The sequence below is a fragment of the Rhizorhabdus sp. genome (assembly GCF_018006725.1).
Taxonomy (GTDB): domain Bacteria; phylum Pseudomonadota; class Alphaproteobacteria; order Sphingomonadales; family Sphingomonadaceae; genus Rhizorhabdus.
Genome location: NZ_JAGMXV010000119.1, coordinates 1 through 14391, shown reverse-complemented (window position 1 = coordinate 14391; position 14391 = coordinate 1). Strand labels below are relative to the sequence as shown.

Genomic DNA, 14391 nt, shown 5'->3' with positions numbered 1-14391 from the left:
GACATATATGACGGCTACCCATCCGACCTGACGCGCGGGGACTTTCTGGGCGAGCAGGATAACGGCCTGGCATCGATCGACCCGGTTCCCGCCAAGCGCAGCTTCCGCCGATTCTTCTCGAACAATCTCAGCTCGTTCGAGCTCAACGATCTCGACACGATCCAGGCGTCGGCCGAGTCCGATTACAGCGTGCGCGAAGACATCACGGCCGGCTATCTGCTCGGCCGCTGGGACAGCGCCAAGCTGCGCCTGATCGGCGGCGTCCGCGTCGAGCGCACCCGCAATCGCATCGGCGGCAATCAGGTCACGCTGGTGGCTGAAGGCGACGAGTTCGGCGGCGTCATGGTCGACGAGGATAGCGTGTTCGTGGACGCGCAGACCTTCAAACGGACCTATACCGACTGGTTGCCGAGCGTCACGGTCCGCTACGAACCGGTGCGTAACCTCGTGCTGCGTGCGGCGGGCTATAAGAGTCTCGTCCGCCCGAAGCTGTCGCAGCTGGCGCCGCGCGCGATCATCGAGGACAATGAGGGCGAGTTCGGGAACCCCGCGCTCAAGCCCTACAAGGCGTGGAATGGCGACCTTGCCGTCGAATATTATTTCGGCCGCAACGCGGCGGTTACGGCGGGCGTATTCTACAAGAATATCAAGGATTATGTCGTCGAGGTCGTCAACCAGGACGTCCCCTATAACGGCCTGATTCTCGACGAGGCGACCAGCTTCGCCAATGGTCCGAAGGCGACGGTCAAGGGATTCGAGTTCAGCTACAGCCAGGCCTATACCTCGCTGCCGGCGCCGTTCGACGGACTGCTGACCCAGATCAACTATACCTACACCGACGCCAAGGGCCGTGTTGGCACCGATGGCGATATCACCGATCTGCGGCGCATCCCGCTGCCGGCTTCGTCGAAGCATACTTTCAACGTTGTGATCGGTTACGAAAAGGGGCCGCTGAGCCTGCGCGCTGCCGGCACCTTCCGGGATAAATATCTCGATGAGCTCGGCGACGATGCGACCACCGATCGCTATGTTTCCAACCACTTCCAGCTGGATCTGAGCGGAAAATACCGGATCACCGACAATATCCGCATGTTTGCCGAGTGGGTGAACGTCTTCGACCGGCCCTATTTCGCCTACCAGAATCTCGACGCCCGTCGCCGGCTCCTGCAATATGAAGAATATAGCTGGACCGCGAAATTCGGCGTGACGGCGAGCTTCTGATGCGGGGTTTCAGCCTAGCCCTGGCGCTCCCGCTTCTTGCGGGATGCGCGGCCCGGGAAATTCCGGTCGAGCAGCGCATGGCGATGGCGGCTCCTGCCGTGACGGTGACCGCCAACGGCGAGACCGTCCCGGTGGGGACGTCGAACGCCGATGCCGCCGATGATCCCGCCATCTGGCGCAATCCGGCCTCTCCGACGCACAGCCTGATCGTCGGAACCGACAAGAAAGCCGGCCTCTATGTCTATGGGCTCGACGGGAAGAGCCGTGACTTCGTCGATGCAGGGCGGGTCAACAATGTCGATCTTCGTGACGGCGTGGCGATGCCAAGCGGGCCGGGCGTGCTGGTCGTCGCAAGCGATCGGAACGATGTTGCCCAGGCCAAGCTGGCGCTGTTCCGGCTCGACACCGCAACAGCCAAGCTGACCCCGCTTGGTACGCTCGCGGCCGGCAGCGGCGAGGCCTATGGCGTGTGCCTCTATCGCGAAGGAAGGACGCTTCACGCCTTCATCGTGCTGAAGGACGGCAGGATAAACCAGGTCGCGATCGATGCCAGCGGCGCTCAACCGACGGGTCGGATCGTCCGCACGATGAAGCTAGGCACCCAGTCCGAGGGTTGTGCTGCCGATGACCGTACGGGGCGGCTTTATGTCGCGGAGGAAGATGTCGGTCTGTGGCGCTTCGATGCCCATGCCGCCGGCTCGACAGCGCCGGTCAAGATCGCGGCTGCGGACGGGCGTAACATCGTGGCCGACGCAGAGGGTGTGGCTATCGCGGCGATCGGCGCCGACCAGGGCTATGTCCTCGTGTCGAGCCAGGGCGACAATGCCTATGCCGTCTATCGCCTCTCCGACGAAAGCTATGTCGGCCGCTTCCGGATTGCTCGTGGGTCGGTCGGTTCGGTCGAGGAGACCGACGGCATCGACCTGATGCTGGGCGATTTCGGGCCGGACTATCCGGGCGGTCTGTTCGTCGCGCAGGATGGCCATAATGACGGGCAGGCGCAGAACTTCAAACTGCTCGCCTGGCGCGATATCGCTCTTGCCCTGGGGCTGCCCGACTGAGGCCCTAGAGCGCGCCGCCCTCGGCAAGGCGCAGCATGACGAGCGTCGAGAGCATCGCCCGCTCGGGCAGGCTCTCGACGATCAGATATTCGTCGGCCGAATGGATCGCGCCGCCGCGCACGCCCATCGTATCGACCACCGGAACCCCGCAGGCGGCGATGTTGTTGCCGTCGCAGACCCCGCCGCTCGGTCGGTGTCCGATCGGCCGGCCGAGCAGTGCGGCGCTGTCCTCGACCAGCGCGAACAGCCTTTCGGCTTTCGCGTCGAGCGGTTTGGGCGGGCGGCCGAAGCTGCCATGGCGATGGATCGACACCCCATGCGCGGTCTCGACCTCGGCGATAATGGCCGCCATCAGCGCTTCGGCTTCCAACTGGTCCTCTGGCAGTGCGGGCCGGAGGTTCACGCGCAGGATAGCACGATCGGGCACCATGTTGTTCGGCCCGCCACCGTCGATTTTTGCAGGGTTGATCGACAGGCCCGGCCGCCTCGCCTGATACAGCCGCAAAGCCAGATCGGCGGCGGCGACGACGGCGTTGCGGCCATCCTCGGGATTGCGGCCGGCATGGGCCGACCGGCCGCTGACGATCAGCGAGAAATTGCCGCTTCCGGGCCGAGCGCCGGCCAGCGTACCGTCGGGCAGGGCAGAGGGCTCGTAGGTCAGTGCGGCAAGCTTGCCTTGCGCGGCACGGGCGATCAGCGCGGCCGAGCCGGGCGAGCCGATTTCCTCGTCGGAATTGATGACCACCTCATAGCCGATGCGTTCGCGCAACGGAGAGGCTTCGACTCCGCGCAGAGCGGCCAGCATCGCCGCTATTCCGCCCTTCATGTCGGCGACGCCGGGGCCGTTGAGGACCGCCCCGCCGTCCAGATCGGTTAAGGTCTGGAAGGGGTGATCCGCCGCAAAGACCGTGTCCATATGGCCCGTGAGGACGAGCTGGACGGGGGCACTCGGCCGAACCCGCAGATGGAGGTGACGGCCATAGGCGACCGGCCGCACCGATCCGCTGCTGTCGACATTCTCGCCGGGCACCGCCTCGACGAGATCGAGTTGGCCCGGCAGGGGCGCGAAAGCATCCGCGAGAAGCGCAGCCTGCCGGGCGAGGCCGTCGAGGTTGCGCGATCCACTGTTGATGGCGCTCCATGAACGGACCTGCGCAAGCATCGGCGCCGCCGCAGCGACATCGAGCGCCGTGCGGTGCGTTGCGACAAGCGCCGCGCCCTCGCTCATAGCAGCCTGTCGCCCAGTTCGGCGGTCAGGTCGAGTACGGCGTCGGCCTCGAAACTGGCGACCGGATAGGCGCAATAGTCGGCGGCATAATAGGCGCTGGGGCGATGATTGCCCGACTGGCCGAGCCCGCCGAAGGGCATGTTCGCGGCAGCCCCTGTCGTCGGCCTGTTCCAGTTGACGACGCCGGCGCGAGAGCGCTGCAGGAAGCGCTGCCAGAGATCGGGATCCTCGCTGAGTAGCCCCGCCGACAGTCCGAAGCTGGTCCCATTCGCAGCCTCGATCGCGGCATCGAAGTCGGGTACCCGGACGACCTGCAGGATCGGTGCGAAAATTTCGCGGTCGGGGACGGCGACACCCGTGACATCATACATGCCCGGCATGACGAAGGCTTCGCTTCGGTCGAGCCGTTCGAATGGAAGGAGCGGGCGCGCGCCCAGCGCCTTGAGCACATCGATCGCGTCGAGCGCGTTCCGCGCGGCTGCGGGCGAGATCAGGGGGCCCATATAGGGTTCGTCGGGGTCGTTCCACGCGCCGATCCGTAACCGGGTCGCGAGCGTGTGGACCGCCTCGATCGTGGAATCGCCTTCATGGCCCTCGGGAATGATCAACCGCCGCGCGCAGGAGCAGCGCTGTCCTGTCGTGACGAAGGCCGACTGCACGATCATCGCCGCCATGACGTCCGGATCGCCCCAGGCGATCAGCGGATTGTTGCCGCCCAGCTCCAGCGCCAGCACGACATGCGGACGATCGATCATCGCGCGTCGGAAATGGCGCCCGGTTTCGGCCGAACCTGTGAACAGCAGTCCGTCGATGTCGGCATCGACCAAGGCTGCGCCCTGTTCGCGGCCGCCCTGCACAATATGGAGGACGTCCGCAGGAACGCCCGCATCGTGAAGCGCGGCGATCATGTTGGCGCCGGTCAGCGGCGCTTCTTCGGACGGTTTGAAGATGACCGCATTGCCCGCCAGCAGCGCCGGGGCGATATGGCCGTTGGGCAGGTGGCCGGGAAAATTATAGGGGCCCAGTACAGCCATCACGCCATGGGGCCGATGACGCAGAACGGCCCGTCCGAAGCCGGTATCGGCCTGCCGGCTGCCAGCACGCTCGGCCTGCGCTGTGATCGAGACACCGACTTTGGCGGCCATCGAGCCGAGTTCCGCGCGGCTTTCCCAGAGGGGTTTGCCCGTTTCGCGGGAGATGTCGCGCGCGAGCGTTTCGGTGCGCTCGGTCAATATCTCGGCATAGCGCCTGAGGATCGCGATGCGATCGTCGAGCGGCCGGTCGGCCCAGGTGGGAAGGGCCTTGCGCGCAGCCTCGACAAGCGCGGGAATTCGTCCCGGGGGCGTCGCTTCGCCTTCCCAGACGGTTTCTCCGGTGGCGGGATCGAGCGAGTGCATCACTGCCTGATCCTCACCATATCTCCTTCACCGATGCGCAAAGCGTCCATGGCTTCGTCGTCGAGCATCGCCGCCCCCGCATCGATGCGCACTTTTGTGCGAACCGCGCGGAATGTGCCGATGGCGTCGACCGATACGAGATGCTCGGAGGCTTCTTCGGGATTGCCGCGTCTTGCGGGCAGCCGCGTCGAACGCTCGATCGTGCGGATCGCGTCGCGCGGGGCGGAGTAGGTCGGCCCGCCATCGAAGATGTCGACGAGGCCCGAGCCGCGAAACCCTTCATGTTCGAGCATGGCGCGCGCGGCCTCGCCCTCGACGTGGACGCGACCGATCGCCTCGGCGGCGCTGTCTGGGATGAGCTCGACATAGATTGGGTGCCGCGGGGCGAGGTCGAGGATGAACTGGCCGTCGGTCGACATCACCATGTGATCGGCTTCGTCGAAGGGCAGGCGGAAGAATTTGCTCGCCACGCCATCCCAGAAAGGACAGGTACCGTCGGGTGCGAAGTAACCGCGCAGTTCGGCCATGACGGTTTCCGAGAAGCGCTTGGGCTCGGCCCCGATCAGCATGTAGCGCGAACGGGCGAGCAGGCTGCCGGCGCCCCCCGATCGCCGCTCCGGGCGCAGGTAGAGCGAACCGACCTCGGTCCATCCGGCGCATTCGTTGACCAGCACCAGCGCCTGATGGTCGAAGCGCGTGTTGATCGCCGAGGAGAATTGCGCGAGCGTCATCACCCGGAAGGAGAAATGCGGCCGACCGACGCCGACCGCCGCGCGCACGCCGCAGAGCCCTTCGACCCTCCCGGTCGCACTGTCCTCGAGCATCAGCGTGTACCAGGCCTCACGCGCCGCCATCTCGCCCCGGAAGCTGGCTTCGGACAGGGTCAGGCGGTGGAGCAGCGTGGCTTCATCCTCGGGCAGGCTGGTGAAGCCGCGACCCGACAGGATGGCGAGTTCCATCAGCGAACCGAGATCGGGCGGCGCAGCAGGGCGGACGATCAGCATGGGCGTGCCGCGCGGTGGCAAGGACGGTAGACCATGGTTCGCTTGTGCGTCATTACGCGCCCGAGTTCAAACCCGGGCCAGCAGATCGTCCAGCGCATCATGGGCGCGGCCGACGCTGTCCCAAAGGTCCGGAAGCGCGAGATCGGATGTGGCGATCTGCTGGGGCCAATGACGGTCGACGAGGGCGCAGAGCGCGTCCCATCGCCGCTCGTCGAGCAGGAAGCGCGGATCGATCGCGGCGCGCTGTGCCTCTGTCACCGGCACGCGCAGGCGGAGACAGGCGGGACCGCCGCCATTGCGCATGCTCTCGCGCACATCGACGACGATCGCCTGTGCGATCGGATTGTTGCCCGCGACGATGCCCTCGACCGCCGCCCAGACGCCCTCATGGTCGCGCGCCTCGGAGGGGAGAACGATCGCCATGCTGCCGTCGGGGAGCGTGATCAGCTGCGAATTGAACAGATAGGAGCGGATCGCGTCGTCGAGCGTGATGCTGTCGACTTCGACCGGCACGAAGCCGGGAACGTCACGCGCCAGCGCCGCGAACAGCCCATCGCGGTCCTCGAAGGCCTCGGCATGGGCCAACAGCACATATTCATTGGCGACCGCAACGACGTCGTTGTGGAAGGCGCCGGCGTCGATGGCGCGCTGCGACTGCAACATGTGAAGGGCAGGCGCACCCGCCAGGCGTGCCACCGCTTCGCCCGCGCGCCGCGCCTGGCGTTCGGGAAAGCGGCTGCCGCGCTGGGTGCCGTGGATGAAGACGTTGAGGCCGCGCGCGCCATGCGACGGTGTCAGCCGCATATGGTTGGCCGCGCCCTCGTCGCTGAAATGCTGCGAGGCCGGAAGCGGCGCATGGACCGCGAAATAGGTATCATCGGCGAAAATGCGGCGCAGCATGGCGAAGGTGCCGGTCGCCTCGAAACTCCGGTGGAGCATCGTCGACAGATTGGCGGTCACCAAATGCACGCGACCGTCGGCGCTGTCGGCAGGGGCAATCACGGTTGCGGCATTGGCCGCCCACATGGCCGAGGCCGAGCAGATATTGTTGAAGAGCAGCGTGTCTTCCTCTGCCGCCGCCGACAGGACTTCGCGGTCCGTCCCCGCGAACCCCAGAGTGCGCAGCGCCGCCAATGCCGGGCGGCGAGGCGGAGGAAAGAAGCCCTGCACGAGGCCGAGATCCATCAGGCGGCGCATCTTGCCCAGGCCTTGAAGCGCCGCAGCACGTGGGCGTGAAACCGCCCCTGCATTGCTCGCGCTGGCGATATTGCCCGGCGACAGGCCGGCATAATTGTGGATCGGCCCGACAAGGCCGTCGAAGTTGATTTCTATGGTGGTCATAGCGTCAGATATCCAATCGGGTCATGCTCCGCGAGGCCCAGCAGGTCGGCGCTCGACGGGTCGGTGCGGATATGTCCGCTCGCGGCTTCCACCGCTGCGGGGACGCAGCAGAAATCGGCTCCGCTGCCCTTGACCAGCATATGGTCGCGCACTTCATGCGTGATGGTGCCTCCGGCGAACAGTCCGTGATGCAGGTCTCGGACGGCGCGAAGCTGGTCGATCTCGGCCACGAGCGTGGGCCCGGCGTCGAAAATGTCGACATAGCCTTCCTCGCGGAACCCCTCTTCGAGCAGCAGCGCGCGGGCGGCACGGCCGTCGTCGTGGACCTTGCCGATCACCTTCTGTGCCTCGGGTGACAGCATGTTGACGTAGATCGGCGCGCGCGGACCGAGATCCGCGATGAACTGGTTGCCGGTCGTGGCATTGATATGGTCGGCCTCGGCAAAGCTCATTGCGTAGAAGCGGCCGCCCACCGCGTCCCAGAAGGGCGACCGGCCATCGTCGAGCCATCCGCGCAGATCGGCCACGACCCGATCGCCGAACAGGGCGCGGTGGGTGGCGATGAACAGGTAGCGGCTGCGCGCCATCATCCGCCCATAGCCGCCCTTGCGCAGTTCGGGGTCGACCATCAGCCCTCCGACCTCGGCGCAATCCTCCAGATCATTGGTAAGGGTGAGGACGGGGAAGCGCACCATGCGCCCGTCTATGCTCGATCGCTGCGTCGTGTGGCTGATCCGATAGCTGTAGAAGGGCCAGTCGACACCCAGGCGCGGAAAGACCATGCCGCATCCACGCAGGCGGCCGTCGATCTCCAGCCCGAGGATGATAGCGCCACCCAGCTTTTCGCCCGAAAGCAGCCGGCGGCTGCAATCAATCTTGCTCTCCAGCGTCGGGCGGTCGGGCGGCAAATTGGTAAAGCCGGGACCCGCCAGCCGGGCGAGGGTCATCAACGCCTCAAGATCGTCGGGCCGGACGGGCCGGATACGGGGGATCGCCATGGAGTCGGTCATTCTGGGTCAACAGTAACAATCGTAACGATCAAGTCCATATGCCGCCGGACGTGACGGCTTGCCTCTCGCGCCGTTCCATAGGACAGCGGGCCATGGACATGCCCGAACTTCTGATGGTGCGCTCTGCGCTGCCGATGCTCGATATTTTCGGCATCGCGATATTCGCGGTCAGCGGCGCGCTGGCTGCGGCGCGGCGTGGCCAGACGATCGTCACCTTCACCTTCTTCGCGGCCGTGACCGGAACCGGCGGTGGCACGCTGCGCGACCTGCTGATCGGGGCCCCGGTCTTCTGGATCCACGACAACCGCGCACTTGCCGTATGTCTGCTGGCGGCACTTGCCGTCTGGATGACGCCGACGCGGATCTGGCCCGTGCGCGCGCTCGAATGGTTCGACGGAGTCGGGCTGGCTGCCTATGCTGTTTTCGGCTCATGGAAGGCACTCGCCTATGGCATCCCGCCGCTGGGTGCCGCTACCATGGGTGTCGTGACGGCGTGTATGGGCGGCATCGTCCGCGACGTGCTGGCGGGTGAGCCATCGATCCTGCTGCGGCCGGAGCTTTATGTGACTGCAGCAGCGCTTGCTGCCGGCCTGTTCGTCGTCCTCACTCTCCTTGGCGCGCCGCTGTATATCGCGGCGGCGCTGGGCGCGGGCGCCGGCTTCGCGCTGCGTGCACTCGCCATCGTCCGTGGCATTTCGCTCCCCGGTTATCGCGACTGAGGCACGCCCGACCGAGGCCGTACAGGAACCGCCCCCGTGTTGGGACGTAGTTATGGGCCTGTAACGGTAAGGATGTAGAAATGCGTAACGTCACGATGGCCTTGTCCGCGACGCTGGTCCTGCTCGCCGGCTGCGGGCCGAAGAAGCTGGCATTGCCAACCGACCCGATCGACCGGGCGGCGACCTGCGCTGTCGTCAGCGCGGCCTCCGCTCGGGCGGGGAACAGCAACGTCAAGGCCGATCTGGACTTCGCGGCGCAGTCCCGCATCCTCCATTATGCGATGCTCGCCGCCTCGGACGGCAATCGCTTCGACACGCCCAAGGCTTCGGCGGTGGTGTCGCGCATGAGCGAGCTGGAGGGCGATGTGACCGCCGGCAAATGGCAGGGTCTCGTCCAGCCCTGCAACCAGAGCTTTCCGCTGGCTGCCAAGGTCGGTGGCGTCGAACTTCCCGCGCAAAGGTTCGAGGCTGCGATCGGCTGCTACGCGCTGGGCGATTTCCTCACCAAGTCGGTGACGAGCAAGGAGCCGGCGACCGAGGAGACGATGTCGAAGTTGATGACGATGCGCCGGAACCTCGATGCGACGATCGGCGACGGCCTGAAGGCACGCGGCGCGACGAAGTATGAGAGCACGCTCGAATTGAAACAGGAGGCTCTGGTCCGCATGACCCGTCTCGGTCCGCCGAACGAGACGGCCCAGGCCTGCACGGCACGGTTCGGCTGATCCGCCGGTTGCGGTCCTTCTAGCGGAGCAGCCAGGCCAGCAAGCTACGTGCCTCGCTTATGTCCTTGGCGCGCGGTGCGCCCGACAGGCTCTGGCATTCGAGGCAGCGCACCTGCACCGACGGTCCGGTAAGCAGCGACTTTGCCGTGCCCACGGCCTGCAGCATCTGCCGCTCCGGTCTGCCGAGAATGACGGCCCAGGGATCGGTCGCGACCCCGGCCTCGCGGCTTTCCTCGGGTGCCGCGAAGTCGCGCAGCAATTGGCGCCATGGCGACAGCGGCTCCTCGATATAGAGAGGGTGAACATTCGCGGGATCGAGCTTGGCGAGCTTGGCCGCAGCTGCCACCGCATCGTCGACATTGCCGAAGGAATCCACGAGCCCGATCTGGCGCGCGGCGACGCCGGACCAGACGCGGCCCTGGGCGATCTCGTTGACCCGCTCGGGGGTCATCTTGCGCGACTGGGCGACCAGACCGATGAAGCGACCATAAATATCCTCGATCGAGCCCTGCACCATCGCATCGAATTGCGGGGAGGTGCCGCGCAGGACGTCGGGCTCGCCGGACAGTGGAGTGGTCTTGATGCCATCCGCACCGATGCCCAGCTTTTCGAGCGACCCCTGGAAGGTCGGGATAATACCGAAGACGCCTATCGAACCGGTGATCGTCGACCGATCGGCGATGATGCGATCGGCGGGGGTCGAAATCCAGTAGCCGCCGCTGGCGGCAAGGCCGCCCATGGACACCACGACGGGCAAGCCCATCGCCTTGGCTTCGAGCACTGCCGAACGGATACGATCTGCACCGGTCACCGAGCCGCCGGGCGAATCCACCCGCAACACCAGCGCCTTGATGCGCTTGCGGGCGAGCTCCTCTTCGAGCAGTTCGGCGATGGTGGTGCCGCCTGCCGTGCCGGGAGGCGCATAGCCGTCGACGATCTCGCCTGCGATCGTCAGCACGCCGATGGGGGTACCGTTCGACTTTTCCGGATTGGCGGATGCCCAGCGATCGAATTCGATCGTCTTGAAGCCGTTGGGAAGGTTTCCCGCATCCTCGCCCGCGATCGCCGCAATGCGCGAGCGGAAGGCGTTGCGGTCGCCCAGTTTGTCGACCAGGCCATTGTCGACGGCCGCCTGCGACATCCGGCCTCCGGATGCGCCGATCAACGCTGTGGGACGGGCGATGTAATCGGCGATGCGCGCCTTGGGCCGTGCCTTGCGCACATCGGCCTGCCACTCGGCCCAGATCGCGCCATAGAGCGCTTGGCTCGCCTCGCGCGCCTCGGGCGACTGGTCGTTGCGCATGAAAGGCTCGACGGCGGCCTTGTAAGTACCGACGCGGTAGATCTTGGCGGTGATGCCAAGCTTGTCCATCAGCCCTTTATAATAGGGCTGCGATCCGCCGGGCCCGGCAATGGCCACCGCGCCGAGCGGATCGAGCCAGATCTCCGTCGCATGGGCCGCAAGGCGATAGCCGTCATCGGCATAGGCTGTCGCATAAGCAAAGACCGGCTTGCCGCCGGCGCGGACCTTGTCGATCGCCGCAGCCGCAGCCGCGAGCGTCGCGGGTTCGGCGCCGAGGAAGCCGTCCAGGTCGAGGACCACCGCCTTGACGTTGCTCGAACGCGAAGCCGCAGCGAGCGCGCGCTCGACGTCGCGCAGGCGTGTCTCGCGAACGAGGCTGTTGCCGCCTGATAGCAGCGACAGAGTGTCGGTCTCGGCCGGCTGTTCGACGAGGCTGCCGGCCAGATCGATGACGAGCGCGCCCGAGGAGGGCAGGGCGCTGTTCGGCTTCATCGACAAGGCGAAGGCGAGCGTGCCGAAGAAAAGCAGCATGGCGATCAGGACGAGCGCGTCCTTAATCCCCACGAGCAAGGCCCAGAGCCCCCGTACCAGTTTCATCGCGCGACCAACCTTCGTTACGTTGTGCGGACGCAGATAGGGACCCCGCGACGCGGCGTCCATGGGATCAGCCGAGATATTGGGCCTGGGACATGCTTACGTCGACGCCGACGTTCATGACCTCATGCCCGCCACCTATGCGTGCGCCGGAGATCGGTGCGGCGTCGCGGAAATCGAGGCCCTTGGCGACCCTGACGTAGCGATCGTTAGGGCACATGTCGTTGGCGGGGTCGAATCCGATCCAGCCGAAACCGGGAACGTCGATCTCCGCCCAGAAATGCGGCGCGTGTCGATGTTCCGGATCGGGATCCTCGCGATAGATGTAGCCAGTGACGAAGCGCGCTGCGAAGCCGGCTTCGCGCGCGACCGATACGAGAACATGGGCCAGATCCATGCTGCAGCCGTGGCCCGCCTCCAATATCTCCGCGACCGGCCGCACTTCCGTGCTGCGCTGTAGATTGCAGCGAAACAACCCCGCCACCGCCGAATTGAGCGCATGGGCACGGGCGAGATCGTCTCCGGCAGCGGGGCCATGACGGTTGGCCAGATCGATCAGAAGCTCCGGCGCTTTCGTCAGTTCGGTTGGGCGCCTGAACACGGCCGTCGGCAATGTCTCTGCGGTTCCGGCTACGACCCCGGCTCGATCCTCGGTCAGGACTTCGCCCGATACCCGCATTCCGATACGCTCGATCGGCCCGGCCAGATAGAGCATCGAGATCACGTTGCCGAAACCGTCTCGCGAATGCTTCAACCGTGCGTCGCAGTCGACGTCGATATGCCAGGTGACGATATTCTGCCCGACATGGCTCGTCGGCGTCATGCGCAGCATCTGCACCACGCGCGACTGCGGGATGGTGAAGCGATATTCGGTCTGATGCTGGATCAACAGGCGCATGTCAGGAGAACCGGAACTGTTGACCGACGGCATGGTGGATCCGCGTATTCTCCCGGATGAACGCGGTCAGCCATTCGTGCAGGCCCTGGTTGAAGATGGCGTCGATCGAGGTGCGCTCGAGCGCGTTGTGACGGACGCGCGCAAGGCGGTCTGCCTCTCCCTGGAGGCCGGTGCGCTTGCCGATTGCGTTGAGGTGACCGATCGCCTCCTCCGACGAAGCGATCAGCGAGCGTGGCAATTCCCGCCGCAGGCACAGCAATTCTGCGACCAGCCAGGGTTTCAGCCCCTCGCTGTACAGCCAGCGATAGGCAGTGACGGCCGACACGGTGTGAAGGATCGTCGTCCATTGGTCCCGATCGATCGGTCCGCCGACCTTCTCGCCCTCGGGCAGGAGCAGGTGATATTTGACGTCGATCAGCCGGGCGGTGTTGTCCGCCCGCTCCATCGCGGCGCCGAGGCCGATAAAGGCATAGGCTTCGTTGCGCAGCATCCGGTGCAGGGCGCCCTCGAAGCCGCGCGTCTCCGCGCGGATCTGCTCGACGAGGCTGAGCGTCGCCTGGCTTCCCCCGGTCGAGGCGCGGCCGCGCAGGCCGAGCCAGGCGCGGTTGATAGCTTCCCAGGCATCGCGGCTCAGCGCGGTTCGCACCGACTTGGCATTGCTGCGTGCGGCATCCAGGCAGGAGCGGACCGAATTGGCGTTGTCCGGCGACAGCGTCAGATAGCGGCTGATCGCGAGCGGGGTGCGGGTTTCGCCGGTCAGCGCGAAATCCTGGTCGGCGGCGGCGACGAGCAGCGCGCTGTCCCAGGCGCCCTGTCCCGCAGGGCGGGCTGACAGGGCGTCGAGCCGGATCGTCGCCTCGATCAGCTTGGCGGTGAACTCGGCGCGCTCGACATAGCGTCCGATCCAGTAGAGCGAGTTGGCGGTACGCGAGAGCATCAGGCGCGCACCTCCGGGCCGGTCAGGATGAGGCTGTCCTTGGTGCCGCCGCCCTGGCTGGAGTTCACCACCAGCGATCCCTCCCGCAATGCCACGCGGGTCAATCCACCCGGTGTGATGGTGACGCCCTTGGCGCCCGAGAGAACGAATGGCCGGAAGTCGACATGGCGTGGCGCCACGCCCGCTTCCGTGAGCGTGGGGACCGTGGAGAGAGCGAGCGTCGGCTGCGCGATGTAGCGCTGCGGCTCGGCGATCAGGGCGGCGCGGAACTCCTCGATCTGCGTCTTGGTCGCGGTCGGGCCGACCAGCATGCCATAGCCGCCGGACCCGTCGACCAGCTTGACCACCAGCTTGTCGAGATTGTCGAGCGTGTACAGCAGCGCATCGGGCTCGCGGCAGCGATAGGTCTCGACGTTCGGCAGCTTCGCGTCGCTCCCCGAATAATAGCGGACGATCTCGGGCATGTAGCTGTAGATCGCCTTGTCGTCGGCAATGCCGGTACCAGGCGCATTCACCAGCGCGACATTGCCGGCCATATAGGCCGCGACAATCCCCGGTACGCCGAGCAGCGAATCCGGACGGAAAACCAGCGGGTCGAGATAGTCATCATCGATGCGGCGATAAATCACGTCGACCTGGACGCGCCCTTCGATCGTGCGCATCCACACCTTGTCGTCGTCGACCTCGAGATCGGCCGCCTCGACCAGTTCGATGCCCATCGAGTCCGCTAGGAAGCTGTGCTCGTAGAAGGCCGAATTAAAATGCCCCGGCGTTAGCAGGACGCACGTCGCGCCCGCGCCCTGGTTGCGCGGCGATACCGACTGAAGCGTTTCAAGCAACGCGTCGGGGTAGGAGTCGATCGGCGCGACCTTGAACTGCTCGAACAACTCCGGGCAGAGCCGCAGCATCGCTTCGCGATTTTCGAGCATATAGGACACGCCCGAGGGTGTGCG

At 65.8% G+C, this 14391-nt stretch carries 13 protein-coding genes; 4 read left to right on the top strand and 9 right to left on the bottom strand.

The features are described 5' to 3' along the window. Both KAY22_RS16070 and KAY22_RS16065 read left to right on the top strand, forming a co-directional pair. On the top strand, positions 1-1221 hold a 1221-nt coding region (locus KAY22_RS16070), incomplete at its 5' end, for a TonB-dependent receptor (RefSeq protein WP_296624381.1). Further along, the gene (locus tag KAY22_RS16065) at positions 1221-2282 is read left to right on the top strand and encodes a phytase (RefSeq protein WP_296624380.1); all 1062 of its coding nucleotides are present in this window, start codon (positions 1221-1223) and stop codon (positions 2280-2282) included. The genes KAY22_RS16070 and KAY22_RS16065, both read left to right, overlap by 1 nt. Positions 2283-2286: 4 nt before the next feature. Here KAY22_RS16065 and KAY22_RS16060 read toward each other — a convergent pair whose 3' ends face one another. From KAY22_RS16060 to KAY22_RS16040, 5 genes are all read right to left on the bottom strand, one after another. Then, positions 2287-3510, bottom strand: coding sequence for a hydrolase (locus tag KAY22_RS16060; RefSeq protein WP_296624379.1), 1224 nt, complete (start codon positions 3508-3510; stop codon positions 2287-2289). Then, entirely contained in the window at positions 3507-4907 is a 1401-nt protein-coding gene (gene astD / locus KAY22_RS16055; protein WP_296624383.1) for a succinylglutamate-semialdehyde dehydrogenase, read from the bottom strand. Before astD ends, KAY22_RS16060 begins: the two co-directional genes overlap by 4 nt. Then, positions 4907-5911 (bottom strand): arginine N-succinyltransferase, encoded by a 1005-nt coding sequence (locus KAY22_RS16050; protein ID WP_296624378.1) that lies wholly within the window; start codon positions 5909-5911, stop codon positions 4907-4909. Before KAY22_RS16050 ends, astD begins: the two co-directional genes overlap by 1 nt. A 66-nt stretch (positions 5912-5977) precedes the next feature. After that, a complete protein-coding gene (locus KAY22_RS16045) occupies positions 5978-7252 on the bottom strand; it encodes an N-succinylarginine dihydrolase (protein WP_296624377.1) in 1275 nt (424 codons plus the stop codon). After that, positions 7249-8250 carry an arginine N-succinyltransferase gene (locus tag KAY22_RS16040; RefSeq protein ID WP_296624376.1) on the bottom strand — a complete coding sequence of 334 codons (1002 nt, stop codon included), beginning with the start codon at positions 8248-8250 and terminating at the stop codon, positions 7249-7251. Before KAY22_RS16040 ends, KAY22_RS16045 begins: the two co-directional genes overlap by 4 nt. Positions 8251-8354: 104 nt before the next feature. Between KAY22_RS16040 and KAY22_RS16035 the strand changes: the two genes are divergently transcribed. Together KAY22_RS16035 and KAY22_RS16030 are read left to right on the top strand one after the other, a co-directional pair. After that, a complete protein-coding gene (locus tag KAY22_RS16035; RefSeq protein WP_296624375.1) occupies positions 8355-8981 on the top strand; it encodes a trimeric intracellular cation channel family protein in 627 nt (208 codons plus the stop codon). A gap of 80 nt (positions 8982-9061) precedes the next feature. After that, a complete protein-coding gene (locus KAY22_RS16030; protein ID WP_296624374.1) occupies positions 9062-9706 on the top strand; it encodes a hypothetical protein in 645 nt (214 codons plus the stop codon). Between the two features lie 19 nt (positions 9707-9725). Here KAY22_RS16030 and sppA read toward each other — a convergent pair whose 3' ends face one another. The 4 genes from sppA to KAY22_RS16010 form a co-directional block, all read right to left on the bottom strand. Continuing rightward, the gene (gene sppA / locus KAY22_RS16025) at positions 9726-11606 is read right to left on the bottom strand and encodes a signal peptide peptidase SppA (RefSeq protein ID WP_296624382.1); all 1881 of its coding nucleotides are present in this window, start codon (positions 11604-11606) and stop codon (positions 9726-9728) included. A 67-nt stretch (positions 11607-11673) separates the two neighbouring features. After that, entirely contained in the window at positions 11674-12501 is an 828-nt protein-coding gene (locus KAY22_RS16020; RefSeq protein WP_296624373.1) for a transglutaminase family protein, read from the bottom strand. A gap of 1 nt (position 12502) precedes the next feature. Beyond that, positions 12503-13438, bottom strand: a complete 936-nt coding sequence (locus KAY22_RS16015; protein WP_296624372.1) for an alpha-E domain-containing protein — start codon at positions 13436-13438, stop codon at positions 12503-12505. Then, positions 13438-14391 (bottom strand): circularly permuted type 2 ATP-grasp protein (locus KAY22_RS16010; protein WP_296624371.1); only part of this gene is annotated, 954 nt, incomplete at its 5' end. The genes KAY22_RS16015 and KAY22_RS16010, both read right to left, overlap by 1 nt.